33 protein-coding genes are annotated in these 26982 nt (G+C 65.5%); 22 read left to right on the top strand and 11 right to left on the bottom strand.

Annotation, left to right across the window (positions count from 1 at the left end; all coding sequences use genetic code 11):
• Positions 1-931 precede the first annotated feature (931 nt).
• Positions 932-1333, top strand: a complete 402-nt coding sequence (locus SLQ30_RS28555; protein WP_319450009.1) for a type II toxin-antitoxin system VapC family toxin — start codon at positions 932-934, stop codon at positions 1331-1333.
• Positions 1334-1431: 98 nt separating this feature from the next.
• On the opposite strand, the gene SLQ30_RS28550 is transcribed toward SLQ30_RS28555, so the two are convergent.
• The 4 genes from SLQ30_RS28550 to SLQ30_RS28535 form a co-directional block, all read right to left on the bottom strand.
• Positions 1432-1869, bottom strand: coding sequence for an alpha/beta hydrolase (locus SLQ30_RS28550; RefSeq protein ID WP_319450010.1), 438 nt, complete (start codon positions 1867-1869; stop codon positions 1432-1434).
• Positions 1857-2030 (bottom strand): alpha/beta hydrolase, encoded by a 174-nt coding sequence (locus tag SLQ30_RS28545; RefSeq protein WP_319450011.1) that lies wholly within the window; start codon positions 2028-2030, stop codon positions 1857-1859. Before SLQ30_RS28545 ends, SLQ30_RS28550 begins: the two co-directional genes overlap by 13 nt.
• A gap of 66 nt (positions 2031-2096) precedes the next feature.
• A complete protein-coding gene (locus tag SLQ30_RS28540) occupies positions 2097-2858 on the bottom strand; it encodes an alpha/beta hydrolase (RefSeq protein WP_319450012.1) in 762 nt (253 codons plus the stop codon).
• Positions 2859-3056: 198 nt separating this feature from the next.
• Positions 3057-3560, bottom strand: a complete 504-nt coding sequence (locus tag SLQ30_RS28535) for a DinB family protein (RefSeq protein WP_319450013.1) — start codon at positions 3558-3560, stop codon at positions 3057-3059.
• A gap of 315 nt (positions 3561-3875) precedes the next feature.
• Here SLQ30_RS28535 and SLQ30_RS28530 point away from each other — a divergent pair, with 315 nt between their 5' ends.
• The 3 genes from SLQ30_RS28530 to SLQ30_RS28520 are packed head-to-tail and all read left to right on the top strand — an operon-like array spanning position 3876 to position 6713.
• Complete coding sequence (locus SLQ30_RS28530; RefSeq protein WP_319450014.1) at positions 3876-4427, top strand: CGNR zinc finger domain-containing protein; 552 nt, start codon at positions 3876-3878, stop codon at positions 4425-4427.
• Positions 4367-5764, top strand: coding sequence for an MATE family efflux transporter (locus tag SLQ30_RS28525; protein WP_319450015.1), 1398 nt, complete (start codon positions 4367-4369; stop codon positions 5762-5764). Before SLQ30_RS28530 ends, SLQ30_RS28525 begins: the two co-directional genes overlap by 61 nt.
• A gap of 55 nt (positions 5765-5819) precedes the next feature.
• Positions 5820-6713, top strand: coding sequence for an alpha/beta hydrolase (locus SLQ30_RS28520; protein ID WP_319450016.1), 894 nt, complete (start codon positions 5820-5822; stop codon positions 6711-6713).
• Between the two features lie 25 nt (positions 6714-6738).
• Here the strand turns inward: SLQ30_RS28520 and SLQ30_RS28515 are convergent, their stop codons facing one another.
• The gene (locus tag SLQ30_RS28515) at positions 6739-7995 is read right to left on the bottom strand and encodes a glycosyltransferase 87 family protein (protein WP_319450017.1); all 1257 of its coding nucleotides are present in this window, start codon (positions 7993-7995) and stop codon (positions 6739-6741) included.
• Positions 7996-8125: 130 nt separating this feature from the next.
• On the opposite strand from SLQ30_RS28515, the gene SLQ30_RS28510 reads away from it, so the two are divergent.
• Both SLQ30_RS28510 and SLQ30_RS28505 read left to right on the top strand, forming a co-directional pair.
• Positions 8126-8707 carry a TetR/AcrR family transcriptional regulator gene (locus SLQ30_RS28510; protein ID WP_319450018.1) on the top strand — a complete coding sequence of 194 codons (582 nt, stop codon included), beginning with the start codon at positions 8126-8128 and terminating at the stop codon, positions 8705-8707.
• Between the two features lie 18 nt (positions 8708-8725).
• Positions 8726-9400: a trimeric intracellular cation channel family protein gene (locus SLQ30_RS28505; protein ID WP_319450019.1), complete on the top strand. Its 675-nt coding sequence runs from the start codon at positions 8726-8728 to the stop codon at positions 9398-9400.
• Positions 9401-9501: 101 nt separating this feature from the next.
• Here SLQ30_RS28505 and SLQ30_RS28500 read toward each other — a convergent pair whose 3' ends face one another.
• Complete coding sequence (locus SLQ30_RS28500; RefSeq protein WP_319450020.1) at positions 9502-10023, bottom strand: isoprenylcysteine carboxylmethyltransferase family protein; 522 nt, start codon at positions 10021-10023, stop codon at positions 9502-9504.
• Positions 10024-10141: 118 nt separating this feature from the next.
• Positions 10142-10633 (bottom strand): MarR family transcriptional regulator, encoded by a 492-nt coding sequence (locus SLQ30_RS28495; RefSeq protein ID WP_319450021.1) that lies wholly within the window; start codon positions 10631-10633, stop codon positions 10142-10144.
• A gap of 83 nt (positions 10634-10716) precedes the next feature.
• Here SLQ30_RS28495 and SLQ30_RS28490 point away from each other — a divergent pair, with 83 nt between their 5' ends.
• From SLQ30_RS28490 to SLQ30_RS28450, 9 genes are all read left to right on the top strand, one after another.
• Complete coding sequence (locus tag SLQ30_RS28490; protein WP_319450022.1) at positions 10717-11439, top strand: NAD(P)-dependent oxidoreductase; 723 nt, start codon at positions 10717-10719, stop codon at positions 11437-11439.
• 4 nt (positions 11440-11443) lie between these two features.
• Positions 11444-11938, top strand: coding sequence for a DUF1772 domain-containing protein (locus tag SLQ30_RS28485; RefSeq protein ID WP_319450023.1), 495 nt, complete (start codon positions 11444-11446; stop codon positions 11936-11938).
• A 99-nt stretch (positions 11939-12037) separates the two neighbouring features.
• The gene (locus tag SLQ30_RS28480; RefSeq protein WP_319450024.1) at positions 12038-12952 is read left to right on the top strand and encodes an MBL fold metallo-hydrolase; all 915 of its coding nucleotides are present in this window, start codon (positions 12038-12040) and stop codon (positions 12950-12952) included.
• A 145-nt stretch (positions 12953-13097) separates the two neighbouring features.
• A complete protein-coding gene (locus SLQ30_RS28475) occupies positions 13098-13472 on the top strand; it encodes a ribonuclease domain-containing protein (RefSeq protein WP_413468209.1) in 375 nt (124 codons plus the stop codon).
• Entirely contained in the window at positions 13469-13789 is a 321-nt protein-coding gene (locus tag SLQ30_RS28470) for a barstar family protein (RefSeq protein WP_319450025.1), read from the top strand. The genes SLQ30_RS28475 and SLQ30_RS28470 overlap by 4 nt, the downstream gene beginning before the upstream one ends.
• Before the next feature lie 58 nt (positions 13790-13847).
• Complete coding sequence (locus SLQ30_RS28465) at positions 13848-14459, top strand: FKBP-type peptidyl-prolyl cis-trans isomerase (protein ID WP_413468206.1); 612 nt, start codon at positions 13848-13850, stop codon at positions 14457-14459.
• 145 nt (positions 14460-14604) lie between these two features.
• Positions 14605-15369: a hypothetical protein gene (locus SLQ30_RS28460; RefSeq protein ID WP_319450027.1), complete on the top strand. Its 765-nt coding sequence runs from the start codon at positions 14605-14607 to the stop codon at positions 15367-15369.
• Positions 15370-15375: 6 nt separating this feature from the next.
• Positions 15376-16635 carry a DUF58 domain-containing protein gene (locus SLQ30_RS28455; RefSeq protein ID WP_319450028.1) on the top strand — a complete coding sequence of 420 codons (1260 nt, stop codon included), beginning with the start codon at positions 15376-15378 and terminating at the stop codon, positions 16633-16635.
• Positions 16632-17081, top strand: coding sequence for a hypothetical protein (locus tag SLQ30_RS28450; RefSeq protein WP_319450029.1), 450 nt, complete (start codon positions 16632-16634; stop codon positions 17079-17081). The genes SLQ30_RS28455 and SLQ30_RS28450 overlap by 4 nt, the downstream gene beginning before the upstream one ends.
• Here the strand turns inward: SLQ30_RS28450 and SLQ30_RS28445 are convergent.
• Entirely contained in the window at positions 17078-17353 is a 276-nt protein-coding gene (locus SLQ30_RS28445) for a hypothetical protein (protein ID WP_319450030.1), read from the bottom strand. The genes SLQ30_RS28450 and SLQ30_RS28445 overlap by 4 nt on opposite strands.
• A gap of 117 nt (positions 17354-17470) precedes the next feature.
• On the opposite strand from SLQ30_RS28445, the gene SLQ30_RS28440 reads away from it, so the two are divergent.
• The 4 genes from SLQ30_RS28440 to SLQ30_RS28425 all read left to right on the top strand — a co-directional run bounded on the left by SLQ30_RS28440 (position 17471) and on the right by SLQ30_RS28425 (position 21097).
• Positions 17471-18061, top strand: a complete 591-nt coding sequence (locus SLQ30_RS28440) for a cysteine hydrolase (protein WP_319450031.1) — start codon at positions 17471-17473, stop codon at positions 18059-18061.
• A gap of 30 nt (positions 18062-18091) precedes the next feature.
• Entirely contained in the window at positions 18092-18457 is a 366-nt protein-coding gene (locus SLQ30_RS28435) for an RNA-binding S4 domain-containing protein (protein WP_319450032.1), read from the top strand.
• A 205-nt stretch (positions 18458-18662) separates the two neighbouring features.
• On the top strand, positions 18663-19859 hold the full coding sequence (locus SLQ30_RS28430) for a serine hydrolase domain-containing protein (protein WP_319450161.1): 1197 nt from the start codon (positions 18663-18665) through the stop codon (positions 19857-19859).
• Positions 19856-21097, top strand: coding sequence for an MFS transporter (locus tag SLQ30_RS28425; RefSeq protein WP_319450033.1), 1242 nt, complete (start codon positions 19856-19858; stop codon positions 21095-21097). Before SLQ30_RS28430 ends, SLQ30_RS28425 begins: the two co-directional genes overlap by 4 nt.
• Here SLQ30_RS28425 and SLQ30_RS28420 read toward each other — a convergent pair.
• A complete protein-coding gene (locus tag SLQ30_RS28420; RefSeq protein ID WP_319450034.1) occupies positions 21064-21636 on the bottom strand; it encodes a helix-turn-helix domain-containing protein in 573 nt (190 codons plus the stop codon). The two genes, SLQ30_RS28425 and SLQ30_RS28420, sit on opposite strands and share 34 nt — an antisense overlap.
• Before the next feature lie 92 nt (positions 21637-21728).
• Between SLQ30_RS28420 and SLQ30_RS28415 the strand changes: the two genes are divergently transcribed.
• On the top strand, positions 21729-22610 hold the full coding sequence (locus SLQ30_RS28415) for an SDR family oxidoreductase (protein ID WP_319450035.1): 882 nt from the start codon (positions 21729-21731) through the stop codon (positions 22608-22610).
• Here the strand turns inward: SLQ30_RS28415 and helR are convergent.
• Positions 22598-24775: an RNA polymerase recycling motor ATPase HelR gene (helR, locus tag SLQ30_RS28410; RefSeq protein ID WP_319450036.1), complete on the bottom strand. Its 2178-nt coding sequence runs from the start codon at positions 24773-24775 to the stop codon at positions 22598-22600. The genes SLQ30_RS28415 and helR overlap by 13 nt on opposite strands.
• Before the next feature lie 334 nt (positions 24776-25109).
• Here helR and SLQ30_RS28405 point away from each other — a divergent pair, with 334 nt between their 5' ends.
• Complete coding sequence (locus SLQ30_RS28405; RefSeq protein WP_319450162.1) at positions 25110-25796, top strand: cutinase family protein; 687 nt, start codon at positions 25110-25112, stop codon at positions 25794-25796.
• Between the two features lie 29 nt (positions 25797-25825).
• Here SLQ30_RS28405 and SLQ30_RS28400 read toward each other — a convergent pair whose 3' ends face one another.
• Positions 25826-26140, bottom strand: a complete 315-nt coding sequence (locus SLQ30_RS28400) for a hypothetical protein (RefSeq protein WP_319450037.1) — start codon at positions 26138-26140, stop codon at positions 25826-25828.
• A gap of 151 nt (positions 26141-26291) precedes the next feature.
• Between SLQ30_RS28400 and SLQ30_RS28395 the strand changes: the two genes are divergently transcribed.
• Positions 26292-26981 (top strand): M24 family metallopeptidase, encoded by a 690-nt coding sequence (locus SLQ30_RS28395; protein WP_319450038.1) that lies wholly within the window; start codon positions 26292-26294, stop codon positions 26979-26981.
• The last annotated feature ends 1 nt before the right edge of the window (position 26982 follow it).

Below are 26982 nucleotides of genomic sequence, written 5' to 3'. Positions count from 1 at the left end.
CTAGCGCGCCAGTAGACAACACCAAACCCACCCGGTAGACCTACACCGAGGCCCACCGGGTGGCGGAATTACGTGACGGACACCCCGGGGGAATTACGCGACGGTCGACAGCCAGTGGCAACGAGAAGGCCGGCGATGACCTTCTTTACTTGTTTCTGTTTTCCGAACGTCTCCATTGATCGGTGAACTCCCGGCATGGTTTTGCTCTCCTCTGTGGGGCTTTGAACTTGTGAATCCGTGTGTCGGACACAAACACCCCCCTCCAACTGCGCCTGTCGGCGCTGAACGGGATTGGACTGCGTCCTGGTCGCCGTCCGGCGACGTCGCACCGATCGACCAGATGCATGCCAGACTGAAGTTTGCTGCGCGTGTTACCGCTGCAGCGGTGCAAGAGTTGGCCCGCTGTCGACACATCACATTTGTGGCAACCGCCACGCCAGGTGGCATTATGTGATTTGTGCCACTTTACCTGGTACTAGGGCTCTGTAGTGATTAGCCGTTAACTGTATTGGAACATCTGAAATCTACCAAAACGCCGGTTCAGGGTCGGCGGCAGACGCCTGTGCACGGCGAATTGCTGATTGGCCATCTGTTTGCCGACTGGCCTGCCGTGCTGCGGAAGTGCGCCGTAAACGAGGTGATGAGATCGATGAAATCCGCCACGGGCACGAGGGCGAGATCCATTCGGTCTAGCGCGCGGGTTACGTCGAGTTGGTTTGGCGGCCTCAAGGTTCGCCAGCTCTGCGGGCGTCGGGTCGCCGAACCCCAATCACCGCCCTGCGCGCCGTACCGCTCGTATCCCACCGAAACCATCAACGTGTCCCAGTTTCAATTGAACGGATTCGGCGTCACCCGAGAGTGGCTGTGCTGTAACGCGAGTCGAGAATTCGTCGCGTAGCCGAAGACCAGCGTTCCATGCGAAGGTACTGCTATGACAACGTTCGTCATCGATGCACAGGTGGCCGTCGACCTCGCCGCTGGCGGAGCGACCATTCCACCGGACCATAGCCTGGCGGCTCCTACTCTGTTGCGCTCGCAGGCACTCGCCCTGGTGTACGAATCGGTGTACCGCGGCGAGATCGATGAACGGACCGGCCGGAAGGTTCTCGACGATATCCGCGGGCTGCGCATCCGGCTCCTGGGCGACCGATCACTGCAGGACCACGCATGGCGAATAGCCGCAAAGCTGAACTGGCCAAACACCTACCAGGCCGAGTACATCGCGCTGACGCAGCTGCAGGCCGACGCGCTGGCCACTGCGGACAGGAAGCTCGCCGCCGCAGCGCGGGCGTTCGTCGAAACCGTGTCCCCGGCCGACATTCTGCGGGCTTGATCGACCGGCGAGTGCTGCGCCGCGCCGTGGTGCTCACCCTATGTCGTGCGTGCTACCACACCCGCGCACACCGCGAACTGCTTGTCAGACCACACCGACTAATGCATGTGTTCGAGCAAGAGCTCAGCTAGACGCTGGGGCTGGTCGAATTGAACGTACGTGCGCGCATTTTCGAGAATTTCCAGGCGAGAGCAAGGAAGCGTCACTGCGAGCCGTTCGGCGTCGCTTAACGGAAACCCCCAGTCCCGGGCGCCCCAGACAATGAGCGCTGGGCGATCAAAGGTTCTCAACCGCTCGGCGGCGGCCAGTGTGTGCTTCGACGAGATCCCTTGCAGCACTGCGCGTAGGTCAGCACGGACACGGCGGTCGTGAAGCGACGAGAACCACGCTGAAAGCAACTCATCGGGCAGTGGGCGCATCGTCAAGGGCGCGGCCATCAGGGCGGCCTTTCTCAGCAGCCGTGTTCGCAAGATCGCGTCGAGGCCTGCGATCGATCCGGGGACGTGCGCACCGATTGCTTCGATCAGTCTGGCCACCCTTGCGGGAAGTTATCGAAAGCATCGCAGTTGGTGAGCACTAGCCGGTCAACGAGTTCGGGATAGTTCGCGCACAGAATCTGACACAGGGCACCGCCGGTGTCGTTCCCGACCACCGTGACGCCATCCAACTGCATTCGTTGGATGAACTCGGCGATCATGGCGGCAAGCCCCGGCGGTGAGAGGTCCGCGCCCTTGCGCGGGCCGGACGCAGATACCCGTGCGCGTCAGTCCGAAGCCGTGTCGCCGGCCCGGCGGAGATGGCGGGCGAAGAACCGAGCCGAGCTGTCGCGCTCGTATTCGGGCACCGGGTAGTGCCTGCCCGAATGGGCGTGCAACGTCTTCTCCTTCGAGGCGAAGGCGTCGAACAACGCGACCTCGGATGGGCGATCGAATTCCTCGTCGTCCCAAGGAATTCGGTACTCGACTGGGACGGTGATCTTGCCTGCCGCCTCGATCAGAGCACCGTCCACGAAAACCCCACCGAAGCTCACGGCACCGATCCGGGATTCGACCGGCGCCAACAGCAGCCCGGTCACCACACCCAACGACACGCCGCCATAGCCGATCGGCGCTTCGACGCCAATTTCGGGCAACGCCTGCAGGGCATCCAGGGTCGCCTGCCATTCCGGCATCGCACGCGCCGCCAGCGACATGCTGTAGTCGATGACGATCGGGGCGATCCACTCCCCCGCCGCCCGGGCCTGATGGATCGACTCGGCCCACCGTTGATCCTGACGGTCTCGCGGCCGGTCACCGTGTCCGGGCGCGTCGATGGCGGCGACGGTGAATCCATGGGTGGTCACGCTGTGGAGCGCGCTGGCTACCAGTCCCGGCGCCTTCTTGTGCATGCCGCCGGAGTGCCCCAACAGCAGCAGTGGTGAGCCGACGGTGCCGAATGTGGGCGACCAGAGCACGCCGGTGATCTCATCCAGAGTGAAACTGCGTTCGATGACACCGTTCGACGATGTCTCAGAGGTGAAGTGCATGGTGTGGCCTTTCGGGATTGCCTTGTTCGGGCGCTCCCGGCGACACCTACGTCAATCGCCCGACTGTGAACACGAGTGGGAGCACCCACTTGGTTACTGCGTTCATGGGTCTCACCTCCTGGTGTGATGTCACGGTCTCGCGCACGCTATCAATGTGAACCGACCGCCGTCCAACGATTTTCCATCCGCGCCGCGGTCTCACGAGTTTGGCTCTCGCACTGGGGGTTTGTCGATCTGTTCGCGGAGGATGTCGCCGTGGCCGGCGTGCCTTGCGAATTCTTGGATCATCAGGAGCAGTGTCCATCGCATGCTGACATTTCCCTCGCGGGGATTGTCCTTGGTGTCATCGAGGTCGAAGCGGGACGCGATCTCACGTGATCGTTGGCTTGCGCGCTCGAATTCGGCGATGACGTCAGCCAGCGACTCGTCGTCGGCGACGGCGAAGGTGCCCTCGTCGCGGCGCGCGTATCCGTCGCATTCCGATTCGCCGAGTCCCGCCCAGAACCGTTGGAACCAGATCCGTTCCGCCGCGGCAGCATGCTTGATCAATGAGATCGGCGTCGTCAGCGACGTGACGAGTCGTCGGCGGGCGTCGGCATCTGACAGGCCGCGGGCGGTCTCGATGAGTGCCTCGCGGTTGCGGTCGAGCATGTTCTCGATGATCGATCGCTCGGTGCCGCTAGCAATTGGGTTGGTGCTCATGTGTTTTCACTCCATTCCGTTGTGGGGTTGAGGCCCGCGCGGTACTCATCGGACGGCCGAATGACACGGGTGGCGGTGCGGTGGTCGATCTCGGAAGAGGGACGATACGTCCGCCGCGAGGGAACGACCGGGAAGAAGGGGGCATTCGAACCGCTCGCGCACTGCGCGTGGCACGACGGCCAGCGTCGACACCGCAGCCCAGGACTGTCAGGAGGCACGTCCTCGGCTCGAGGATATCGCGGAGTTTCGAGCAGGTTGCAATGCGCGCCAATGTAAGCGTTGAACTGTATTCAACCCTTACTGCAGGATTGCAACGTGCCGATTCACCGGAGTGCCGCAAACCTGACCGTCATGATCGTGAACGCCTGGCGGGACGGGCTTCTCGACGCGGACTGGGCGGCCGCGTTGTTGGATTCCGACGCGCTGCCGCTGCAGCACGAACGTCGCGGTGACGAGTCCGACCTCGATGAGATGCTCTGCACGATGCGGCGACTGGCCGGCGAGCTTGAGCCAGTCTTCTCGGCCGCGGACGCCGCCACCGCGGCGAGTCGGCTCAACGATCTCCTGTCGACCGTCGACGTCCAGGTCAGCGTCTCGATCGGCGACGTCTGGGCTCCCCATCTGCACTTCGACGCCCACCACGATGGGCTGGCAGAGCGGCTGCGCGTCAACTGTCTTGTCTCGATCGCGACGGTGCTCGCCGACGCCGAGGGAGCAATGCGCATCGGCGAGTGCGCATCGCCAAGCTGCGGTCACGTGTTCGTCGACTTCTCGCGTTCCGGCCGCCAGCTCTACTGCTCGCGACGATGCGCAACGCGCAGCCACGTGGCAGCGCACCGCGTCCGCTTGCAAAGGAACTCGCGCTGAACACCATTCGCGCGGCGCTGCGACTGTCCGGACTCGCTGCCATCGCGCTGCTCGCCGAACCGCTCACCGGGGTGGCCGACACCGTGTTGGCGGGGAGCCTCGGTGTTGACGAGCAGTCCTCCCTTGCCTTGGGCACGGGTATCGCGACGACCGCGACCTGGCTCGTCACTCCGATCTTGTTCGCACAGACCACCGAGGTGGCCCGACTGCGTGCAGCGGGCAGGAGGAACGATGCCGCCCGGACCACGCGTCACGGACTCGTGTCCGCAGTTGTATTCGGCCTCGCGCTGTCCATTGCGCTGGGGGCTGTTGCCGTGCTGGCCGATTTCGGGACGGGCGCGCGCGGTTATCTGCTGGCCCGTGCCGTCGGGCTGCCGGTAATGGCTCTCGTCATGGCGGGTTATGGGGCGCTGCGTGGCAGCAACGCCGTCCCGGCGGTGTCCGTGCTGGCGCTCTCTGGCGCCGGGGTCCATGTGCTGCTCGACATCGTATCGGTGGCGTGGACGACGCTCGGCGTCACTGCCTTTGGTGTGGCGTCGACGCTGTCGCAGCTCGTCGTGGCGTGCCTGCTACTCCTGGTGATGCGGGCGCGTGGACTGTTGACGAGGGGGTCCACCGACGCGATGACCGAGCCCCCGGCGTGGAGAAAGTCGGTCGGCGCGGTGTTGGTGCTCGCGGTCCGATCCGCCGCACTGGGTGCGGCGACGATTGCGATGACTGGCGCGGCTGTCGGGATCGGCCCCGTCGCCGGCGCCGCACACCAGGTTACCTACCAATTCTGGCTACTGGTGGTGCTCGCTGTGGAGGGCTGGAAGTCGGCCGCACAGATCCTGGTCTCCTCGACAACGTCGATGGCGGAGCGCCACCGTGTCGAGTCCTCGTTACTGCGCTCCTCGGTAGTGCTGGGGTGTGTCGCCGGCCTCGCGACGCTCGCGTTGATGCCGGTCGTGGTGGACGCGATGTCCGCTGACGGCGCGGTTGCCCATGTCGCGCGGTCGATCTGGGCGCTATCGGCAGTCTCGCTCGTATTCGGCACCGTGGCCTACACCCGGGACGGCATCGAGTTCGGTCGTGGTGCATACGTGGCCAACCTGGTGCGGACACTAGCCGGCACTCTCGCTTGGTTCGTTGGCGCCTGGGTGAGCCATGCGACCGGAGACCTGCGTTGGATTTGGTGCGCCGTGCCGGCTGGTTTGGTGATCCGCATGGTGCTGCCATTTCGGACACCTGTGCCCTGCATCGGTGGGGCTACGGCCCACGCCTCGGCGCACCAGCCACTCCCCTACAAGCCGGACGTGGCGAATAAGGCGGAGTCGAATATGGCGGGTTATCGGTAAACCTGCTTACCGTGACTCGGTGGCGCATTGTCGCCTTGACCGAAGGGGTTCCTTGGTGGGCTTGGCTGACGGCGGGTTCAAGAGCGCGGACGCACGACGGCGCTATCTGGCAACGTATGACGAGTTACGCGCAGTGAGTCCGCGGCCGGACGTCGTGCACGATGTTCCGACGAAGTTCGGCACCGTTCGGGTGTATCAGCACGGGCCAGACGGCGGTGTGCCCGTCGTACTGATACACGGCTTCTTCCTGACCTCGGCCATGTGGTGGAACCAGGTCGCCGGTTTGACAAGCGATTTCACCGTTTATGCGATCGACATGTTGGGTCAGCCCGGAGCGGGCAATCAGTCGAAGACGATGTTCACCCCCGCAGATTGCGCGCGCAGCATTGACGCGGTTCTGGAGGGGCTAGGGCTGCGCGACGTCCATCTGGTTGGGCATTCCTATGGGGGTTGGCTTGCCATCCATACCGCGGCGCGGGCGCCCCGTCGGTTGGCGACGGTGACGTTGGTTGATCCGGCCAACACCGTGGCTCGACTCTCTTCAAGGTTCTGGCGAAGTCTTGCGCTGCTGTTGTCGCGCCCGCATTCCGTGCGAGCTCGACGCGCCGCGGCGTGGGTGACGGGTCACCCCGCACCGGGCAGTTCCATCGACATGCTGGCCGGGCTGTTCGTGGCCGGGTTCGCTACCTTCGCGCCACCCATACGCACGCCGCCGTCGCGTTTCGCTAGCGTTCGTCTGCTGCGTTCAGTGCGTGTCCCGGTTCAAGTTCTGCTGGCGGGCAATACTGTTCACGATTCAGAGAAGGGGCTTCAGCGGATGCAGTCGGTGGTGCCCCACTGGCGATATCACCTGTGGCCCAACACCTCACACGCCTTGCCGGCCGAGGTCCCCGACGAGGTGAATGATTGTATCCGTCAGTTCGCCATCGAACACAGCAACGGCGCTTAGCGCAATCGGCGCGGCCAGGCCGCGCTCAATGGCCGAAATGCTTTCTGCTGCCGTGGACTCGGGAGGTCAGACCGATGGTGGCCACCGCGACTACGACGAACAGCAGCGGATGGGTGCCAACAGCGAACAGCTTGTCGGCCCGGGTCATTCGCTCGATCGCGGCGTCGAGCGCGGCCACGTAGGAGGGGTAGTTTCCACTGAGTTGCTGTGCGGTGCGGTACAGCCACGCGTTGAACCACATGAAGACCGCCAGATAGATCGCGATGGTGCCGGTGATCGATGCCCAGCGTTTGGGGCCGGTGCTGCGGGCGATGCAGTCGATGGTGATGGCCAGCAGCGGTACCGTCCACACCCAGTGGTGACCCCATGCCAACGGCGGCACAGTGCACGACAGCAGCCCGGTGATCGTGACTGCCAGCAACTGGTGACCGGTGAGTTCTGCGCGGTAGGCGGCGTAGTAGCCGACCAGGCCGGCGACGCCGACACCGAGGAGCCACCACAGCGCAGGCATCGGCGCTGGCGACCACAGGTTGGCCAGGATGCCGCCGATCGAGAAATTGCCCGGATGAGTCAGCGGCCCAATTCTGTCGGTCTGGAAAACGGCGTGAGTCCAGTACTGCGCAGAGTCGGCGGGCAGCAGGCACCACGTGAGCAGCACGGTTGCCGCGCCTGACCCCGCCGCAACGATGGCGGCGCGCCACTGCCGGGTGATGAGCAGGTAGGGCACGAATACGACGGCCGTCAACTTGATGCCCGCGGCGATGCCTACTGCCCAACCCCGATAGCGCGCCTCGCCGGGGCGCGTGAGATCCCAGACGACGATCGCCATCAAGACGAGGTTTACTTGGCCCTGCCACAGGGTGCCGCGGACGGCTTCGATGTCCAGTGCCGCCACAGCCATTGCCGCACTGAGCAGGCCGAGATGTCGATCGGCTCGGTAGCCCAACACGGTGGCGCAACGCCAACAAGTGGCAACCAGCGCGGCGAAGGACACCAGCATCCACACGGCCTTCGCTATCGGAAAAGCCAACAGCGACAACGGAATGAACGCGAGCGCCGCGAACGGCGGGTAGGTAAACCAGCCTCCCGGCGGGATCGGCGCACCATACAGCGGATCCCCATGGAGCACCTGCAGGCCGCCGTGACGATATATGTCAAGGTCTCCGCCATTGGTGAGCATTCCCATCTGCGAGCCTGCGGTGAAGGGTTCGAGCGACTGCTGAATCAGCAGTGCGGCAACCGCGACAACCCAGGCCACGATGACCACACGTGGCGAGACCATCCGTAATCGTCTGTGCGCGAGAGTATTTCGATCGTCTGTCGTTTCGACCGACCAGCGGTGCGACGGATGAGGCGTTTCAGGCCGAGTCACCTCTCAACCTGTATATGAAACAACTGCTACAGTCAAGGGCGTGCCGCGCCCGATCGACCGCGCAAAGCGGGAAGAGTTGCTCGCCGCGGCCGGTGCGATCTTGGCGCGCACCGGTGTGGTGGACACCTCGCTGCGCGAACTTGCGTCCCAGCTTGGGACCAGTGCTCGAATGTTGGTGTACTACTTCGGGAGCAAAGAGCAGCTCATTCTTGAGGTGCTCACGCGTCAACAGCGCGCGGCCATTCCGGAGACCAACGAGCTGGACCTGCCAGCGTCGATCGCCGCGCACCGGCAGTGGTGCTTTGACGACTGGTACGAGTGCACGCGCGGCGAACGCCACGACAACTTGCGTGTGGTCTTGCAAGTCTTCGGCGCGGCCTGTGGCGTCGACAGTCCCTATCGCGACTACACCTGGGAGACCTTGTCCTTGCTGACCCGCAATTCCCGGGCCCGCCTCGAAGCCGTGGGAATGCCTGCGGATGTCGCCGAGACCCGGTCACGTATCGCACTGGCGGCCTTTCAAGGGCTCATCATCGAGTTCTTCACCGCCGAGGACCAGACGTTCGTCGATGACACCTTTAGGCGATTCATCGACGAATTCCTGCTCGCGCCCTGGGGCTAGCGCGAGAGGATGGGTGCCATGGCGACCGCTTTGGTCTCAGTGCCGGACCTGGTGCGGGTGCTCGATCTGACGGGAGTGTTCGCCAACGCCCTGCTCGGCGGCGCGGTCGCGCGCCGGCACGGATTCGACCCGGTCGGCTTTGCGGCGCTGGCGATCGTGTCGGGCCTGGGCGGCGGCCTCATCCGCGACACCCTTCTGCAGCACGGCACGCCGGTGGCATTGACGAATTACGCGTACTTGACGACGGCGTTGATCGGCGCGGGAGTCGCGTTCGCGGTCCGGTTCGAGGGGCGTGTTTGGGAGCGGCTGTTTCCCTTCGTGGATGCACTGGCGCTGGGCTGCTGGGCGGCGGCCGGCGCACAGAAGACACTCACCCTCGGGTTGGGTTGGCTCCCTGCGGTGCTGTTGGGAACGGTGACCGCTGTCGGCGGTGGCGCGGTGCGCGACATCGCGGTTGGTCGGATTCCGACGATCTTCGGTGGGAACACGCTGTATGCAACATGCGCCGTGATCGCCAGCGGGACAATGGTTTTCATCCAGTTCCTGGGGTATCCGCAGGCAGGCCTGCTGGTCGCGACGGTGGTGGGCGCGGTGCTGTGCCTGCTGGCGCGATGGCGGGGCTGGATCCTGCCGGAACGTGTCGAATGGCGTCGGCCCGATCGCTTCCTGACCCGTCGGCGAAAGGAGAAGTGATGTACGAGAACTTGCGTGGCACGTCGGATCTCGACGCAGCACTCAGACTCCATCTGGCGCTATAGCGCCGTGGAAGTATGCAGCGATGAAATGCGCTGGGGTCAACCCGGAGTACTCGTGGTTTCTGGTGTCCACGGGCGTAGCCGGGGCCACCAGGCGCGCACCCCGCGTCGGTATTCCTGGTAGTCGGTGCCGAACTGGCGGGTGAGCGTGGGTTCCTCGTACCAGCGCACGAATGTCGCCACGAGCAACCATGTCGGCGCGGCGTAAATCAGCAGGCCGAGGCTACCGAATAGCAGCGCCTGACCGATGATGATCAGCAGGACCCCGACGTACATGGGATTACGGACGTAGCGGTTGAAGCCGCTGACGACCAGTTGCGGGGGCGCCGCGATTGGCATCGGTGTGCCGCCGGCCTTGACGAATTCCGCGAACGCCGACACCAGGGGTAGCATTCCCACGCAAATCAGCAGCACGCCAACGGCTTTCGCGATCGCCCAGTGTGTCAGAGGTTGGTGGAAGTCCCAGTGGGTGATCAGCCACGGGATGAGCCCGGCGACGGTGCCGGGGGCGGCGACGAAGAACACCGCGCTACCCGCTGCGGCAGTCGGTGTGCGCATCATGACCTCCTGCGATTCGGCCCGTGAGTCGGATTGTAATCCTCACGGCCAGGCCACGTCTCGAACGCAATCGGTCATTTTCAGCAGGTGGACCAGGCGACTCCTCGCACCAGAGTCATCGTCAAACTCGCGGTGGTACCTCCGCGAGGTCCGGGTGTACGCCGGGGATGAGGTTGGCGCCGGCGGCGATGCGCTGCAGCAATTCGCGCAGCGTGCTCTGCTCGACGTCTGACAACGGCTTTGCGATCGACTCCTCGAGTGCGCGCCCGGCTTGATCCAGTTCGGGGAGTACCTTGCGAGCCCGATCAGTGAGTGTGATCGCGAACGCGCGACGGTCCCCTGGATTGGCCTTGCGTTCAACCAGGCCGTCGGCTTCCAGCGAGTCGATGACCGCCACCATCGCGTTGCGATGAATGCCGAGTCGCGCGGAGAGCTGGCGTTGCGACTGGCCGTCCCCGGTCGCCAAGACCATGAGCACCGCGTAGGCCCGCGGTTGCACGCCGATGACGCTCATCCGGTGCTGAAACTCGACCGCGATGTGTGCGCCGAGCTGCGACAGCAGAAACGGGATGCGTTCGTCGAGCGCGGTGATGCCCGTCGGCCGTTCGTCCATGTCACGGACAATAGCATTGCCGATGATTGTCATATATGGTGATGATCACTAGTAGTGATTAAATAAATCCGAGGAGGAATCCCATGGAGTTGGCATTGTTCGGAGCGAACGGGCAGACAGGCCGCCTGGTCACCGCATTGGCTCTTCAGGCAGGCCACCGGGTGCGGGCCGTCACCCGCCGGCCCAATGAATTCCCGCTGGCCGGACCCGGCTTGACGGTGGTGGCCGCCGACGCGCGCGACGCATCTTCGATTCAATCGGCGGTGGCCGGAGCCGACGCCGTCGTCTCAACACTCGGCGTCACGTTCACCCGCGAACCTGTAGACACCTATTCGGTGGGCACCGCCAACATCGTGGCCGCCATGCGCGCAGCCTCGACGCGCCGCCTGATCGTGGTGAGCTCGACGGCGGCCCACCCCATGCGCCGCAGCCGCATCCCGTTCAGCCTGCGCCTCATCGAGCCCATCTTGACCAGGACGATCGGCAAGACCGTCTACGACGACATCCGGCGCATGGAGAGCGTCACCCGTGACAGTGGCCTCGACTGGACCATCGTTCGCCCGTCGGGCCTCTTCGATCTGCCCGCACCCACCGACTACGTGCGGGGCGATGTCGATCCCGTCGGCGCGTTCACCGCACGCATCGATCTGGCCGACTATCTTGTGTCGTTGGCCACCGACCCGACGACCGTCGGTCGCACCGTCATCGTCTCCACTACCGAGCACACCCCGAGCCTGTGGCAGATGATCCGGCGAGAAGCGGGATCCAGCGAAACCGCCGGCCCGGCTTCCACGGCAGCCCGGTGACTCCGTGACGACCTCACCCGCGCACACCGCATGGTCGATGGGATCCGCATACGTAGCAGTGCTTTTCAGCGGCATGTTCGCCGGATTTCTCGTCACCGTCATGGTCGTGGAAGCCACCCTGCGTAGTTACAGTGCCGGCGTCTACACCCAGGTCCGGTTGATCGAACTCGCGCACCTCGACGAATTGGCCACCGCGCTGTTGTTGCCGTCCATCCTCGCTGCGGTGGTGTTCACCGTGACGGTGATCCGCAGGCCCGGCAGCGGCCGCTGGGTCGCAATGACCGCCGTGGCGTTACTCGTGGTGACCCTGCTCATCAGCGTGCTGATCAGTGTGCCGATCAACACCGACCAACTGAGCTGGACGGTGTCGTCCCCACCCGGTGACTGGTCGAGCGTCCGCGACCGCTGGCAACTCGCGCACGCCGCACGAACGACCACCGCTGTGCTTGCCTTCGTACTCCTGACCTCAACGGTGGCGCTGCGGCCGCGCCGCACGTGACTCCGACCGCTGGATAAATCCAGATGTGGGCAGGCGTTCCACGGGAAGGACAGGTCATTTCAACCATGTCTCCCGTAAGCCCCTCAGGAGGAGAAGAACATGAGCTTGGTCGACATCTCACGCCCGGATGGGCCCACACACGACGAGTTGGTTCCGTCGCGCTACGCGGTGCAGGTCGGTGACATCGAGGTGCTGGTGATCAGCGATGGAGTGTTGCCAATAACAGCCAAGACGATGGCCACCAACGCCGACCCAACCGAGTACGGGGACTGGCTGGATTACAGGTTCCTGCCGCGCGACGTGCTCGACTGGCCGTTGAATGTCGTCGTCGTACGCACCGGCGGCCGCACCATCCTCGTCGATGCCGGACTGGGCGTTGAATTCCCGGACTTCCCACGCGCCGGGCAGACGGTCCACCGGCTGGAGGCTGCCGGTATCGATCCAGCAGCCGTGACCGACGTGGTGCTCACCCACTTGCACATGGACCACGTCGGTGGACTGCTCACCGCGGGGCTGAAGGAACGGCTGCGTCCCGACCTGAAGATCCACGTGGCGACCGCCGAAGCCGAGTTCTGGGAGTCCCCCGATTTCTCCCACACCGACATGCCTGCTCCGGTGCCAGCTGCGCTTACGTCCATCGCGTCGCGGTTCCTGAATGAATATCGCGGCCAACTGCAGACATTCGAAACTGAGTACGAGCTGGCACCTGGCGTGCTCGTCTCCCGCACCGGCGGTCACACCCCCGGGCACAGCATCGTCCGCGTGGAATCTGGAGGCGACCGGCTGACGTTCGCCGGTGACGCCGTGTTCGCACCCGGGTTCGACAACCCCGAGTGGCAGAACGGCTTCGAACACGACCCGGAGGAGGCTGCCCGCGTCCGGGTCCGGCTCTTGAGGGAACTGGCGGCGACCGGCGAGTCCCTGGTGGCCACTCATCTTCCGTTCCCGTCCGTCTGCCGGGTGGCGGTTGCCGGCGCCGCCTTCCGGTGCGTACCTGCCAACTGGGACTACTGACCGCTTGCCCGCTGCCGCATCCCGGGATGCGGCAGCGGGCGCGACGGATAATGTCGTAGCCGACAAAGGAGCAGCACGGGTGAGTCGACGCAGGTTCGCGCTTGTCGCATTCTGCGTGGCAATCGTTGTCATCGGCGGATGGGCGCTGCTGAGCACGCAGTCATCGAATCCCGCGACGACCACGCCCGGCGCATCAACGGCGATAGACGGCGTGCGGACGTGCCCGCTGGCGACCTTGCCGCCCGAGGCGGCCGACACCGTACGGGTCATTCATTCGCATGGCCCGTTCCCCTTTCCCCGCAACGACGGGGTGGTCTTCGGCAACCGCGAGGGTCACCTACCCGATCAGACCAAGGGGTACTACCGCGAGTACACCGTGATCACCCCTGGTGCCCGAAACCGGTCGACGAGGCGCATCATCACCGGCGGAGCACCGGTGACCAACCCGCGCCAGTACTTCTACACCGGCGACCACTACGACTCCTTCTGTCTGGTCAATGACGCGGGAAGGCAGCCATGACGCGCAAACCGGCCTCAGATGTGCCGCGTGTCTTTCGAATCGACGGCCGAAGGGTCAAGTCGGTCACCGACTTCTACCGAGAGATAGGCCGCGCAGTCAACGGCCCCGGCGGGTACTTCGGATCGAATCTCGATGCGCTGGCCGATTGCCTGCGCGGCGGATTCGGTACCCCAGAACATCAAGCCTATGAGTTCGAGTGGCAACACAGTGAGGTGTCGCGGCGCGATCTGGAGGACGTGCAGCGAGGGCAACACACGTTCTTCGACGCGGTACGGGGGGTCTTCGACGATGCTGGCGTCACGTTGAAGCTGACATGAGTGCCGCTCCGGCGGCCTTGTTCGACGCTGTAGCGTGGCGGCGGTGAAAACATCTCGGGTGTCTGCTTCCCTCGCGTTCGCGGCGTCTGCTGCCACGCTCGTCGTCACGCTCGCCGCATGCGGCTCTGAGGCCGACACGGCAAAGGCAAGTTCGTCGTCCCCCGTTCCCGAATTGGCGTCGACCTCGATCGCCGAGTCGCCAGCCTCGCTGAGCCAGTGCCCAACGGCCCCTCCAGCCAATGGTGGCGCACCCGAGTGGACGCTGAGTGGGGCCACCGGCAGCATCGCGGTCACCGGTTCGACGGACACCGCGGCGCCCGTGGTCAAGGTAACCGCACCGTTCAGCGTCGCCGAGACGCAGGTTCACACGCTGACTGCCGGTGACGGGCCGGTCGTGGCGAACACCGCGACCGTGTCCGTCTGCTACATGGGCGTCAACGGACGTGACGGGACCGTGTTCGACAGCAGCTACGAGCGCGGCACCCCGGCCGATTTCCCGTTGACCGGGGTCGTGCCGGGCTTCCAGAAGGCCATCGCGGGACAGAAGGTCGGTTCGACGGTCGCGGTCGCAATGGCCACCGCGGACGGGTATCCCGATGGGCAGCCCAGCGCCGGAATCCAAAAGGGTGACTCGCTGGTCTTCGCGATCAAGATCCTCAGCGCCTCGTGACCAACCGGCGCCGGTCCCCCGGCCGTTGACCGCTAGGCGAGTGCTCACCTAGCATTGCCGGATTCATACGCAGAGGCAGCGGTGGTGGGCGCCAGGAGGCCAGCGTGAAATTCGACGGGCTGAGCGCGAATTCGCCCCTGTCACAATGACCCCCGACCGGTACGCACGGTCGTGGTGGAAAGCCGCTGGCGCGGCGGTGCTTCTGGCAGGCTCCGTGGTGGCCCTCCGCGGACACGTCCCCGCGGGCGCAGCCTTCGGTAGTTGGGCGACGGTGGGGATTGCCGTCGCGGTGCTCGCCGTCGCACTGGTCGTGGCGATCCGCCCGCTGGCCCCACGCATTGCCGAATGGCACAGGACAGCATCCGGTAGCCCGGCTCATTTCGAACTGACTCCTGAAGCGCAGGGCCTGAGGCCAAGCACGCGGAGTCTCGTCATCGTCGGTTCCGTTCTGGCGGTGCTGGCAGAATTCGTCGCGATCTGTCTACCCGGTCGCGCGTACGCTCATGCGCTGGCTGGTGTCGCGATCGGGCTGGTCTTACTCGGCATGCGCGGCTACCTGGCGGTCGTCCCCGATCCGCAGGTGAGCGAACCCACCTCCAACGACGAGGCGGAATCGTTGCAGCGCTGGGTATCTCGAACCGAGGCGCTTATTCATTGGTCCGAAACGACCCGCTCGGACTGGGATCGACGCGTGCGGCCGATTCTCGCCCGCCAGTTCGAAATGGCGACGAAGGCAAGTCAAAGGCGCGGCACGGATCCCGCGGCGTTCCAGGCCACGGGAACGATGCTCTTCGGTGGCGAGTTGTGGCAGTGGGTCGATCCGGACAACGTCGTGCGGGGCGGCTCCTCCCGACCAGGGCCCGGTCGCCGCACCCTGGAGGGGATTCTCGAGTGCTTGGAGCAGGTTTGAGGACTCGTGACTGACGCTGCCGAGTCGCATGAGGTCGAATTCGACTGGGGCGCATCGCGTCTCGCCGGAGCAATCGCCACCTGCCTGGCCGTCGCGATCGGTTTGGGGCTGGCGAGCTCGCGCTGGCAGCTGATTGTGTTCGCGGCTCCGATGTTGGGGGTGTTGTGGTCGATCGGCCGCCAACCTCCCACGCCACGAATCCACGTGTGGGTGCGGGCGGAATCGGTGGGGTTCTTCGAACGCGAACGGATTCGGCTGAGCATCTGGGTGGAGACGGATCCATCCAGCGCAGCGGTGCAACTCACCGCCGCGGCGGTCGAGGGGATGACGATGCACGTCGTCGAACGGGATTCAGACCGCGTGACGGTCGTGTGCTCGGCCGAACGTTGGGGGCGCTACCCGATTCGGGCTCACCTCACGGCTACCGCGCGGGGCGGTCTGCTCACCGCATCCGTGACCATCGACGCCGTCCAGTTGTATGTGTTTCCCGTCGCTCCTGCGCGATCTACGGCCATTCCGCGCGCCGAGCTACCCGACCGCATTGGCACGCACGTCGGACGGCGCGTCGGCTCGGGCGTCGAGTACGCCGATATTCGGGCCTACATGCCGGGTGATCCGCTGCGAGCGGTGAACTGGCCGGTGAGTGCCCGTCGCGGAAGGCTGCACGTAACCGACCGGCTCAGCGAGCAGGCCGCCGACGTCGTCGTGCTCATCGACACCTATCCACAGCCCCCTGGTCCTGCGACCGAAGCCACCGAGCGGACCGTGCGCGGAGCCATGCAAGTGGTGCAGACCGCGCTCAGAAAGGGCGACCGGGCCGGGATCGTGGCGCTCGGTGGGCGCCGCCCCCGCTGGTTGGCACCCGACGTCGGACGGCGGCAGTTCTATCGCGTGCTCGACGCGACGCTCGGGGCCGGTACTGGATTCCAATCCTCGGTTGGCTCGTTGGCGCCACGGCCTGCCGTCCCACCGGGCGCCATCGTCGTCGGGTTCTCCACCTTGCTCAATTCGCATTTCGCGATGGCGCTGATCGACCTGCGCAAGCGCGGTCACGTCGTGGTGGCCGTCGACGTGCTCAGGGACTCCCCCGCGGCCGGCGACAATGATCCCCTTGTCGACCGAATATGGTCGCTGGAGCGGTCTTTCATGTACCGCAACATGCGCACCATCGGCGTCGAAGTGATCCCATGGCGGGAGGGAGACACGCTCGACGAGGCGATGCAACTGATTCCCGACCGGCGGGCTTCGCGATGGGCGCCGACGTGAACCGGTCGCTCGCACCCGCGCTGGCGCTGTGCTTCGGCATGGCGATGGTCGCGGCGACCTTTCCTCAGACGCACTGGCTCGCCCTCTGGACGGCTGGACTTGCGGTCGCGGCGGTGCTAACTGGGGTGCAATTCCGTTCCGCTGCAACGATTGCGGTTCTGCTCACCGCACTGACCCTGGCAATTTCGGCCCCGCCGCCGATGCTCAGCGCAGTGTCGGGGCTGTGTGCGACAGGCTATCTCGTCATGCGGCATACGAGCGGCCCGATTTCCGCGGGCCCGACGCGAGCTACCGCCGCTGCGGCAGTGGCCTTCAGCGCGGTCGCCACGGCGGTTGCAGCCGTCCCGCTCGATGTGCCTTGGCTGCCACTCTTGGCGCCGTTCGGACTGCTGGGTGTGTACGCATTGGTCATCCACCCGTACCTACGTCAGCCCAAGAAGAGCTAGCCGCCGCCGGTATTGATGTTCGACGACAGCGTGATGAAGTAGCCGTTCTTCCAGATGCCCCAGCGGCCGCCCCACATCGAGGTCCACACCACCGGCTCACCGTTCCAAGATTCCGCAGTCTTCGGCGGTGCATTCGGCGGCGGCACCTCACCCGCGGGCGCCGGCGGCGGAGGCGGCTCTGCGCTCGCGAGCGCCGCACCGAAGCCGAGCGTTGCTGCGACGAGCCCGCCGGCGACTGCCACGGCAGGCAGGGTGTTCTTCATGAAGGCCATGAGCATGACTCCTGCGCTGATACTGAATCCAGATACTTAGCGGACATAATGACCCTACGCGATAACCAACGCCCCCGACCACTCGCACCCTACGACCACGAAGGCGTCGACAGCCCCATGATTGACGAGTTCGTCCTCGATCCGGCCCGCACCACGTTGTTGATCATGGACTACCAGGTCGGCCTCATAGACCGGCTACCCGGTGCCCAGGGCTTGCTGGCGCGAGCCAACACCGCCATCACCGACGTCCGCGCCCACGGTGCCCACGTCGGCTGGGTTCGAGTGGCTTTCACCACCGCCGAATTCGAGGCGATCCCGCCCTCGAGCGTGATGGCTCGCATGGCCGGTCCCGAGCGCCGGGCCGCGTTGCATTCCGACGCGCCGACCAGTCAGATCCATCCAAGCCTTAGTCCGCAACCGCACGACATCACCGTCCGCAAGACGCGCGTTGGCGCCTTCACCACCACAGATCTCGATGAGCAACTGCAGGCACGCAAGAGCTCCACGCTCATTCTGGCTGGAATCAGCACCAGCGGCGTCGTGCTCAGCACGGTGCGCGAGGCGATGGACCGCGACTACCGGATCGTCGTCCTAGAAGACGCCACCGCAGACCCCGATCCGGACACACACGCCTTTCTCACCAACACGATCTTTCCGCGGCACGCCAGCGTGCTTACCGTCGCCGAGCTGAACGACATGTGGGCCTAGGGAATCGGCGCGCAGTTCATGATGGACGTCATGGAGTCGACCCGCGTGGACCGGTGGTTGTGGGCGGTCCGGCTGACGAAGACGCGTCCGGATGCCGCCGCGGCGTGCCGTGGTGGACACGTGCGGATCAACGACCGGCCGGCAAAACCGTCGACGACGGTGGCTCCGGGCGACGAGGTGCGCGCCCGAGTCGGCGAGACCACCCGAATCGTCGAGGTGGTACGGGTCATCCAGAAGCGGGTCGGCGCGGCCGACGCCGTGACTTGCTACCTGGATCGGACCCCCGCGCCGCCTCCGACACCCGTGGTGCCGGTGGCGACCCGTGATCGCGGTGCCGGGCGGCCAACCAAGAGGGAGCGGCGCGCGCTGGAGAAGTGGCGTTCCAGCCAGGTGTGAGCGCAGGCCGGTCACAGCCAACCAACACAGTGTGCCCAGAACCGACTCGTAGTCTTCGCCACGAGAGACCCGCTCCCCCAATCGGCCCGCGTTTTCATCACGATCTGATTCCGTAGACGAACCGATTCGTGCGCGGGACCACTTTTAGCCGCAAGGACCGGTGAAATGGAGTGGTGTGTCTGGTAAATGGCTCGACGGAGCCGAGCTGACTCCCGCCGAGGTTCCGATCGGCGGGCACTGCTCATCCGCGTTCGACGCCGTGCGGCAACAATTCGAGCGCAACTTCGCCGATCGCGGCGAGGTCGGTGCCGCCGTATCGGCGTGGGTCGATGGCGAACTCGTGGTCAATCTGTGGGGCGGGTGGCAGGACGCTGACGGTGAACGGCCTTGGCAGCAGAACACTTTGGCGAGTGTGTTCTCCGGGTCGAAGGGGTTGACCAGTACGTGCGTGCATCTGCTCGCCGACCGTGGCGAGCTCGACCTGCACGAGCCGATCGCCACCTACTGGCCGGAGTTCGCCCAGGCGGGCAAGGAAGCGGTCACCGTCGCGATGGTGATGGCGCACCGTTCGGGCGTCATCGGTCCACAGCGGCGAATGCACCCTGCGGACGTGCTCGACTGGGATGGTGTCTGCGCGGAATTGGCTGCGGCAGAACCGTGGTGGACGCCAGGGGCTGCCCAGGGTTACCACATGGTCAGCTTCGGGTTCATCCTCGGCGAGCTGGTCAAACGCATCACTGGCCAAACGCTTGGTGCATTCCTTCGGACGCAGATTGCCGAGCCCCTCGGCGCCGACGTGCACATCGGGTTGCCGGAGCAGGATCACGCACGATGTGCAGACATGATCAACAAGCCGCATATTCGCGATGTGCTGGCCGCGGGCGGCGCACCGGAAGACCCGACTTCACTTGCCGAGCATGACAAGGCCGGCTTGGCGGTGGCGATGGGTTTCATCCCTGACGACGAGATCGGCTCCGCGACCATAGACCGTTGGCGCTCAGCGGAATTCCCGGCAACCAATGCCCACGTGTCCGCGCTTGGCATGGCGACCTTCTACCACGCGCTGGCTCACGAAAAGCTCGTCAGCCGCGAATTGATGGACGAGTGCCGCACGTCCCAGGGCGGGCTGGCCACCGACGTGGTGCTCGGACCGCGCGTCGCCGACCACGGCTGGGGGCTCGGATACATGCTCAATCAGCGGTGCGTGGCCGGGCCCAACCCGCGCATCTTCGGACATGGCGGATCTGGCGGTTCGTACGCCTTCGTCGATCTCGAACACCGGATCGGGTACGCGTACGTGATGAATCGGTTCGACGCCACGAAGGCCAACGCCGATCCGCGTTCCGTCGCATTGTCGGACGGGATCTACGCTGCGCTCGATGTGACGTCTGCGCCGAAATGACGCTTGTCGAGGCGGTGACACCGTACCGGTGGACCGTACGTGTCGGGGTGCAGCTCGGGGTGTTGGCCGCCGCGGCCTATGTCTATGCCGTCGCGGAGTTGGCCCCGATCGGCGCCATGCCCGCGATCGCATCCGATCTTCGGGTCAGCGAACCACACGTTGGAATGCTCACCGCCGCTTACGCTTTGATCAGCGTCGTGGCGACTGTGCCGTTGGTGCGCTGGACTAGGCGGTGGCCACGGCGGCGCGCCTTCATCCTGACAATGGTGTGCCTGACGGTGTCCCAAGTGCTGTCCGCGCTGGCGCCCGGCCTCGGGATGCTCGCCGCGAGTCGGGTGTTGTGTGCCGTTACCCACGGTCTGATGTGGGCGATCGTCGTCCCGATCGGTACGCGCCTAGTCCCCGCGACTCACGCCGGCCGGGCGACCGCGGCGGTGTATGTGGGGACGTCGGCGGCCTTGGTCGTGGGCAACCCGCTCACGTCCTCGATGAGTCAGGCGTGGGGCTGGCGGCCCACGGTGGCCGCGCTGGCGATCACCGCCGCCGCCGTCACGATGGTCGCGCTAGCCGTGCTGCCCGCGATGCCGGCCGTCGACGAGGAGGACGCAGCCACGATTCCGCGCAGCCCAGGACCGCGCTACCACGGTCGACTGATCGTGCTGTGCGGTCTCACGCTTGTCGGGGTAACGGCTCACTTCACGTCCTTTACGTTCATCGTGCCGATCATCCGCGACGTCGTCGGCATCGGTGGACCCGACGCCGCGTGGCTGCTCGTCGGGTACGGAGCCTTCGGATTGGTCGCGATGGCGCTCCTTGCGCGCGCCATCGATCAACGTCTTCGCACCGCCGTTGCCGGAAGCCTCGGTGTGTTGTGTCTGGCGTTCTGGCTAATGAGCGTGCTGACCGTGGCTCGCTCGGGTGTCGTCGCCACCGTGCTCGGGACATGCGCCATCGTGGTCTGGGGTGCGTCGGCGGCCGCGCTACCGCCGATGTTGCAGTCCGCCGCGATGCGTGTCTCGCCGGGCAATGTCGAGCAGGCTTCCGCGCTCTACGTCACGGCGTTCCAAGTGGGCATCTTCACCGGATCCGTCACCGGCGGGTTGGTCGACCAACACCACGGCATCTCGGCCGTCGTGATGGTGTCGACCGCGCTATTCGCCGTGACGCTCGCGGGTGTCGTGTTCCGCGGTGACGTCTTCGGTGGTCAACCGAGTTCGGTGACCGTGCTGCGCAGCTGATCCAAGGCCGTGCGCGCCAACTCGCCCAGCTCCTGCTGGTTGCCGTCCACCACCCATGCGGCGAACGCCTCCTTGAAGGCGAGTACGCCCAACTCGCCGGCGAGGGTCGCGACCAGGGCTGGTACCCCTCGGGCACGCAATGCATCCGACATCGCGGCGGCAAGGCCGACCTGTTTGAGTGCAGCGCGTTCCTGAAGTTCCGCGCTGGTTGCGATCACCGCACTGAGCCGGGGCCCAAGCTCACGGTTGAACGGCGTCATCGCCCCGGTCGCGCAGTCCAGCCCGGCGGCGACGGCGGTCAGCGGACTGGCATCTGCTGGTGCCCCGGCGATGCCTTCGACGAACAGCCGCGAAAGGGTCTCCTGCCCGGCTGCCAGCACGTCGCGCTTGTCGGGGAAATGTCGGAAGAAGGTGCTCTTGGTCAGTCCCGCGCTATCGGCGATCTGGGCGACGGTGGTGTCGTCGTAGCCCTGCTCGGAGAACAGGTGCAGCGCGGCGGCAACCAGTCGCTCGCGAGCATCGGGCTCCCATCGAGGCATTGGCCGATCTTACTGACGGGACTCTAGTCCCGTCACTCTGCTACGTTGATGGGACAAAAGTCTCATCACAATCTCAGCTGTATAGGAGTGCCATGCGCGTCTTTGTCACGGGTGCCAACGGCGGGATCGGCTCGGTAGTCGTCCCGGAACTCATCGCGAACGGCCACGAGGTGCTCGGCCTCGCCCGCTCCGACGCTTCGGCGCGGGCCGTGAGCGCGCCGGGAGCCGATGTACTCCGCGGCGAGCTCAACGATCCCGACGTACTGCGCGCAGGCGCCGTTCAATCCGACGGCGTCATTCACCTCGCCTTCGGCAACGACTTCGCGAACTTCGAGAAGTGCGTCGCCGAGGAGGCGTTCGCCGTCGAGACGCTCGGCGCCGCGCTCGAAGACAGCGGCAAGCCGCTCGTCATCGCGTCAGGCACTCCCGCCGCGCCGGGACGAGCCTCGACCGAGCAGGACGTCATGCCCATCGACGGACCCGTGGGCGGGCGTGGACGCAACGCCAAGACCGTGTTGGAGATGGCGGACAAGGGCGTCCGCTCGGCCGTCGTTCGCCTCCCGCGCTCGGTCCACGACCGTGGTGGCCCTTACGGATTCGGCTCGGTGCTCATCGGGGCAGCCCGCGCATCCGGAGTGTCCGGCTACGTCGGCGACGGGAGCCAGCGCTGGCCCGCCGTGCATCGCCTCGATGCCGCCCGGCTGTTCCGGCTGGCGCTCGAACAGGCCGCGCCCGGCACGGTGGCCCATGCCGTCGGCGATGAAGGCGACCCCATGCGCGCGATCGCCGAGATCATCGGCCGCCAACTGAACCTGCCCACCGAAGCAATTCCTGCGGAGCGTTTCGGGTTCCTCGGCGCCGTCTTCGCCGTCGACCAACCCTCCTCGAGCGCACTGACTCGCGCGCAGTTCGGATGGCAACCGACGCACCCCGGGCTGCTCGAGAACCTCGAGGCGGGCGGCTACCCGGCCTGAGCAACGCCGACGAGTCCGTCCAGTGCCCGCGGTAACGGGCCGACGTGAAGGACGCCAAGCCGCTGAGTGGCGCGGGTGAGCGCGACGTACAGTTCGGCCGTTCCGCGTGAGCCCGCAGCCAGGATGCGGTCGGGTTCCACGACCAGGACGGAGTCGAACTCCAAGCCCTTGGTCTCCGACACCGCGACGGCGCCTGGCACGTCCGCTGGACCGATCACGACGCTGGTACCCTCCCGCGTAGCCTCGTCGCACACGAAATCATCTATCGCCGTGGATAATTCAGCCTTCGTGACGCGTCTCGACCACGGCTGGACACCGCACGCCCGGACGGACTCCGGTGGTTGGACACCGGGGGCGAATTCGGCAAGCAGTGCGGCAGCGACGGTCATGATTTCCGCCGGCGTGCGGTAGTTCACCGACAGCGACCGATGGACCCAGCGGCCGGGTACGTATGGCTCCAAGACGTGGTCCCACGACGTCGCTCCGGCCGCCGACCGGCGTTGGGCGAGATCGCCGACGACCGTGAAGGATCGGCTCGGACAACGCCGCATCAGGACTCGCCAGTCCATTTCCGAGAGCTCCTGGGCCTCGTCGACTACGACGTGCCGGTAGGTCCAGTCCCGGTCCGCCGCAGCACGTTCGGAGAGTTCGCGAGTGTCGCGCTCGACGAAGCGATCGGCCAACGCCTCGCCGTACAGCAGGTCCGTCGCGAGCAGTTGGTCCTCGTCGTCCATCAGGTCCTCGTGGCTGACCATCTGCTCGAGCACGCCGGCTGCGTAGTCGGCGTCGGCCCTTCGTTCCCGCTCAGCGGCTTCGTCGGCCGCCTTGTCCCGGCCGAGCAGGTCGACCAGTTCGTCGAGCAGTGGCACGTCCGACACCGTCCACGCGTCGCCGTCGCCGCGAAACAGCGCTTGGTCAGCGCCCGCCGCGTGCAGTCGCTCGGGTGAGGAGTATAGGTCGGCCAACAGCGATTCCGGGCTCAGCACCGGCCAGAGTTCGTCGAGTGCGGATGCGAACGGCGCGTGATCCTCGAGTTCGTTCAGCACGTCGGCACGCATCTGCGCCCACGCATGACGGTCCTCGCGGGTCAACCAACCCTTGCCGATGCGGGCGATCGCCCGTTCGGTGACCACGTACGTGACGACGTCAGCGAACACCGCGCGGGCCTCGTTGTGCGGCCGGCCGGATTTGCGCGCCTCGTCCCTGGCCCATTCCGCGGTCTCTGCATCGATCCGCACCGTGACGTCCGACAAGTCGATCGGCACGGGATGCTCGGGCAGGCGCTGTCGATCGGCGATGGCCGCCGCGAGCACGTCCAACATCTTCAGTGCGCCCTTGAGTCGGGCGGCGTCCTCGGTGTCCTCGATCGTGACGTGCAGGCCCGGCACGAAATCGCCTGCAGTCATGAACACCACGTCGGTCTCGCCGAGCGAGGGCAGCACGCGGTCGATGTGGTTGAGGAAGGCCGGAGTAGGTCCGACCACCAGCGCTCCGTGGCTCTGCATCCGCTCGCGCTGGGTATAGAGCAGATACGCGACGCGGTGCAGCGCCACCACGGTCTTGCCGGTGCCGGGGCCACCCTCGATCACCAGTACGCCAGAGTGATCGAGCCGGATGATGTCGTCCTGTTCGGACTGGATGGTCGCGACGATGTCGCGCATCCCTTCACCGCGCGGCGCGTTGACCGCTGCGAGCAGCGCTGCGTCGCCACGCTCTCCACCACCGGGACGGCCGAGCACCTCGTCGGTGAAGTCGACCAGTTGGCGCCCGAGGGTGTGGAACTGGCGACGCCTGCGCATGTTCTCCGGGGTGGCTGCGGTCGCGACGTAGAAGGCGCGCGACGCCGGCGCCCGCCAATCGAGCAACAGCGACTCGTACTCGTGCTCCGTGTCGAAGAGCCCGATCCGACCGATGTAGGAACGCTCCCCCGAAACAGTGTCCAACCGCCCGAAACACAGCCCGTTGTCCGCCACGTCCAGGCGCTTCATCCGCTTGGCAAGGGCGCGCACCTCGACATCGCGCTCCATGGGACTCTCGCCGGATCCGCGCAACGCGGTCTTGTACTCGCCGGTCGCTCGGGTGCGCTCAGCGTCGAGCTGCGCGTAGAGCCCTTCCACGTAGGCCCGCTCGGCCTGCAATTCGTCGTCGTATCCCGCTGCTGTCACATACCCTCGCATCGAATTGGCTTTCGTGATTCCGCGTGCGCGCTCCAGGCGCGCCGCGAGTCACCCGAACGTCGGCAACGACACGTGCATTCCGCTGCTCCCCCATTCTTGCTGTCGCAATCCAGGTCAGCGATTCTGCGACCCGAACCGCATGTGAGCTACATCACGATCAGCTGGACGTTTCCAGTGTGCACACGCGGGGAACTTAGCCGTGCAAAGTACAAACGATGAGGTGCTGGAACAGGTGCCCGCCGACGCCACGCCCTCTGGACAAGAGGAGTCGGTCATGGTCAATGGATCTCAGCACGTGTCTTCGATCGGTGCGCGTCGCCAGATGCTGCGGCTGCTGTTCGCGGCACTCGGCACCAGTGCGCTCGTCAATCCCTTCGTCGCCGCTCCGACAGCTGCCGCCGAGTCGTGTCCGGACGTCCAGGTGGTGTTCGCCCGAGGCACGTTCGAACCAGCCGGCGTCGGTGTCACCGGACAAGCGTTCGTGGATGCGCTGCGCGCGCAGTTGCCCGACAAGTCGGTGGACGTCTATCCGGTGAACTACCCGGCGTCACTTGACTTCGCAAGGGCCGCCGACGGCGTCGCCGACGCCAGCAGGGAAGTCCAGGATGTGTCGAACAGGTGCCCAAAGACCAAGATGGTGCTTGGCGGCTACTCCCAAGGCGCCGCGGTGATGGCCTACCTCACCACCGACAAGGTGCCGCCGAACTTCGAACTGCCAGCGGGCATTACCGGTCCGATGCCCAAATCGGTCGCCAGCCACGTCTCCGCGCTGACGCTCTTCGGCAAGCCGTCGACCGGCTTCCTGAACATGCTCGATACCAACGCGCCGCCGATTACGATCGGGCACGCGTACGGTGCCAAGGCCCTCGACCTGTGTGCAGACAACGATCCGGTCTGCTCTGCAGGTGGTGGTGGCGATCCGGGTGCGCACGGGGTGTATGCGGTCAACGGAATGACCACGCAGGCAGCAGGATTCGCTACGCAGCACGTGTCGTCGTCGGAGACCTAGCTGATCGCCTTGGCCCAATGCTTGCGAAGTCATCCGCCCTTGCACGATATGTCGACGTAGACCGTGTCGAACTGAGTTGGGTCGATGCGGTCGCCCCCGGCTTTCGCGTTGGAATCCCGCAGCCCCTCGACACCGGTTACCTTGCACCCCGACAGCGGGTAAACCGGCGCCCCGTTCAATACCACGTTGTAGCCCTGCGCTTTTAGCGTGTTGATCGTGTCTTGGGCGTTGCTGAAGCCGTTGTTGAACTCGGCCGGGTCTGCGGCAGCCGTTGGGGCCCACGCCAGGATGGCGGCCGCCAGGAAACCTCCGGTGACGATCCGGATGCTGAGCTTCTTCGTCATCGAAATCCTTCGTCCGCGTGGCACTGGTTTGACCTTCACGCATAGCACGCATAGATAGGACAGGGAGTTACACGCGACGACATCGGTTGCCGTGCCCCGGCTTACACACGTCCGAATGCGCGGCGCCGCTCCGAAGTCGTACCGTTGAACGATGACTACGACCGAGCCCGATCGGGTGCAGTCGCTACGCGATGCCGAACTCAAGGCCGCTGCCCTGTTCGGCGAGGTGGTGACGCGTGGACTGATCGTTCCCGGGGTCGGCGAGCGCGAGCTCAGCGATCAGATCCGCGCGTTGGCCAACGAATTGTTCGACGTGCGTAGGTTCTGGCACAAGCGGATCGTGCGGGCGGGCGTCAACACCATGGAGCCCTACGGTTCCAATCCGCCGGATCGACGCCTGGATGCCGACGACATCGTGTTTCTCGACTTCGGCCCGCTGTTCGCCGAATGGGAGGCCGATTTCGGACGTACCTACGTGCTGGGCGACGATCCGGTTAAGCATCGCCTCAACGCCGACCTGCCGCGGATCTGGGAGTTGGGCCGCGCGCACTTCGCCGCGAGTCCAACGATCACCGGTGCGCAGCTATTCGACTACGTGACCGGGCTGATCGCCGATGCCGGCTGGGGGCATGCCACCAGCCATTCAGGCCATCTGATCGGAGAGTTTCCGCACGAGAGGATCAACGGCGATGAGGTCGCCAGCTACATCGCCCCAGGAAGCGATGCGCCGATGCGACGGGCTGACGGCACCGGCCACGATTGCCACTGGATCCTCGAGGTTCACCTCGTCGACCGGGACCGCGGCTTCGGCGGATTCTTCGAGCAACTGCTCGACATCTAGC

The sequence above is a fragment of the Mycobacterium sp. RTGN4 genome, from assembly GCF_033804635.1.
Taxonomy (GTDB): domain Bacteria; phylum Actinomycetota; class Actinomycetes; order Mycobacteriales; family Mycobacteriaceae; genus Mycobacterium.
This window is presented reverse-complemented; position numbering and strand designations above follow the sequence as displayed.

Bases quoted from the DNA above. Each gene is read 5' to 3' on its own strand.
- SLQ30_RS28500 (WP_319450020.1), bottom strand. From the start codon at position 10,023: ATGATGCGCACACCGACTGCCGCAGCGGGTAGCGCGGTGTTCTTCGTC.
- SLQ30_RS28415 (WP_319450035.1), top strand. From the start codon at position 21,729: ATGCGCGTCTTTGTCACGGGTGCCAACGGCGGGATCGGCTCGGTAGTC.
- SLQ30_RS28535 (WP_319450013.1), bottom strand. From the start codon at position 3,560: ATGAGCACCAACCCAATTGCTAGCGGCACCGAGCGATCGATCATCGAG.
- SLQ30_RS28525 (WP_319450015.1), top strand. From the start codon at position 4,367: ATGCGCAACGCGCAGCCACGTGGCAGCGCACCGCGTCCGCTTGCAAAG.
- SLQ30_RS28555 (WP_319450009.1), top strand. From the start codon at position 932: ATGACAACGTTCGTCATCGATGCACAGGTGGCCGTCGACCTCGCCGCT.
- SLQ30_RS28435 (WP_319450032.1), top strand. From the start codon at position 18,092: ATGGAGTCGACCCGCGTGGACCGGTGGTTGTGGGCGGTCCGGCTGACG.
- SLQ30_RS28495 (WP_319450021.1), bottom strand. From the start codon at position 10,633: ATGGACGAACGGCCGACGGGCATCACCGCGCTCGACGAACGCATCCCG.
- SLQ30_RS28515 (WP_319450017.1), bottom strand. From the start codon at position 7,995: ATGGTCTCGCCACGTGTGGTCATCGTGGCCTGGGTTGTCGCGGTTGCC.
- SLQ30_RS28425 (WP_319450033.1), top strand. From the start codon at position 19,856: ATGACGCTTGTCGAGGCGGTGACACCGTACCGGTGGACCGTACGTGTC.
- SLQ30_RS28470 (WP_319450025.1), top strand. From the start codon at position 13,469: ATGACGCGCAAACCGGCCTCAGATGTGCCGCGTGTCTTTCGAATCGAC.
- SLQ30_RS28420 (WP_319450034.1), bottom strand. From the start codon at position 21,636: ATGCCTCGATGGGAGCCCGATGCTCGCGAGCGACTGGTTGCCGCCGCG.
- SLQ30_RS28490 (WP_319450022.1), top strand. From the start codon at position 10,717: ATGGAGTTGGCATTGTTCGGAGCGAACGGGCAGACAGGCCGCCTGGTC.
- SLQ30_RS28440 (WP_319450031.1), top strand. From the start codon at position 17,471: ATGATTGACGAGTTCGTCCTCGATCCGGCCCGCACCACGTTGTTGATC.
- SLQ30_RS28460 (WP_319450027.1), top strand. From the start codon at position 14,605: ATGACCCCCGACCGGTACGCACGGTCGTGGTGGAAAGCCGCTGGCGCG.
- SLQ30_RS28445 (WP_319450030.1), bottom strand. From the start codon at position 17,353: ATGGCCTTCATGAAGAACACCCTGCCTGCCGTGGCAGTCGCCGGCGGG.
- SLQ30_RS28400 (WP_319450037.1), bottom strand. From the start codon at position 26,140: ATGACGAAGAAGCTCAGCATCCGGATCGTCACCGGAGGTTTCCTGGCG.
- SLQ30_RS28480 (WP_319450024.1), top strand. From the start codon at position 12,038: ATGAGCTTGGTCGACATCTCACGCCCGGATGGGCCCACACACGACGAG.
- SLQ30_RS28545 (WP_319450011.1), bottom strand. From the start codon at position 2,030: ATGATCGCCGAGTTCATCCAACGAATGCAGTTGGATGGCGTCACGGTG.
- SLQ30_RS28540 (WP_319450012.1), bottom strand. From the start codon at position 2,858: ATGCACTTCACCTCTGAGACATCGTCGAACGGTGTCATCGAACGCAGT.
- SLQ30_RS28505 (WP_319450019.1), top strand. From the start codon at position 8,726: ATGGCGACCGCTTTGGTCTCAGTGCCGGACCTGGTGCGGGTGCTCGAT.
- SLQ30_RS28395 (WP_319450038.1), top strand. From the start codon at position 26,292: ATGACTACGACCGAGCCCGATCGGGTGCAGTCGCTACGCGATGCCGAA.
- SLQ30_RS28405 (WP_319450162.1), top strand. From the start codon at position 25,110: ATGCTGCGGCTGCTGTTCGCGGCACTCGGCACCAGTGCGCTCGTCAAT.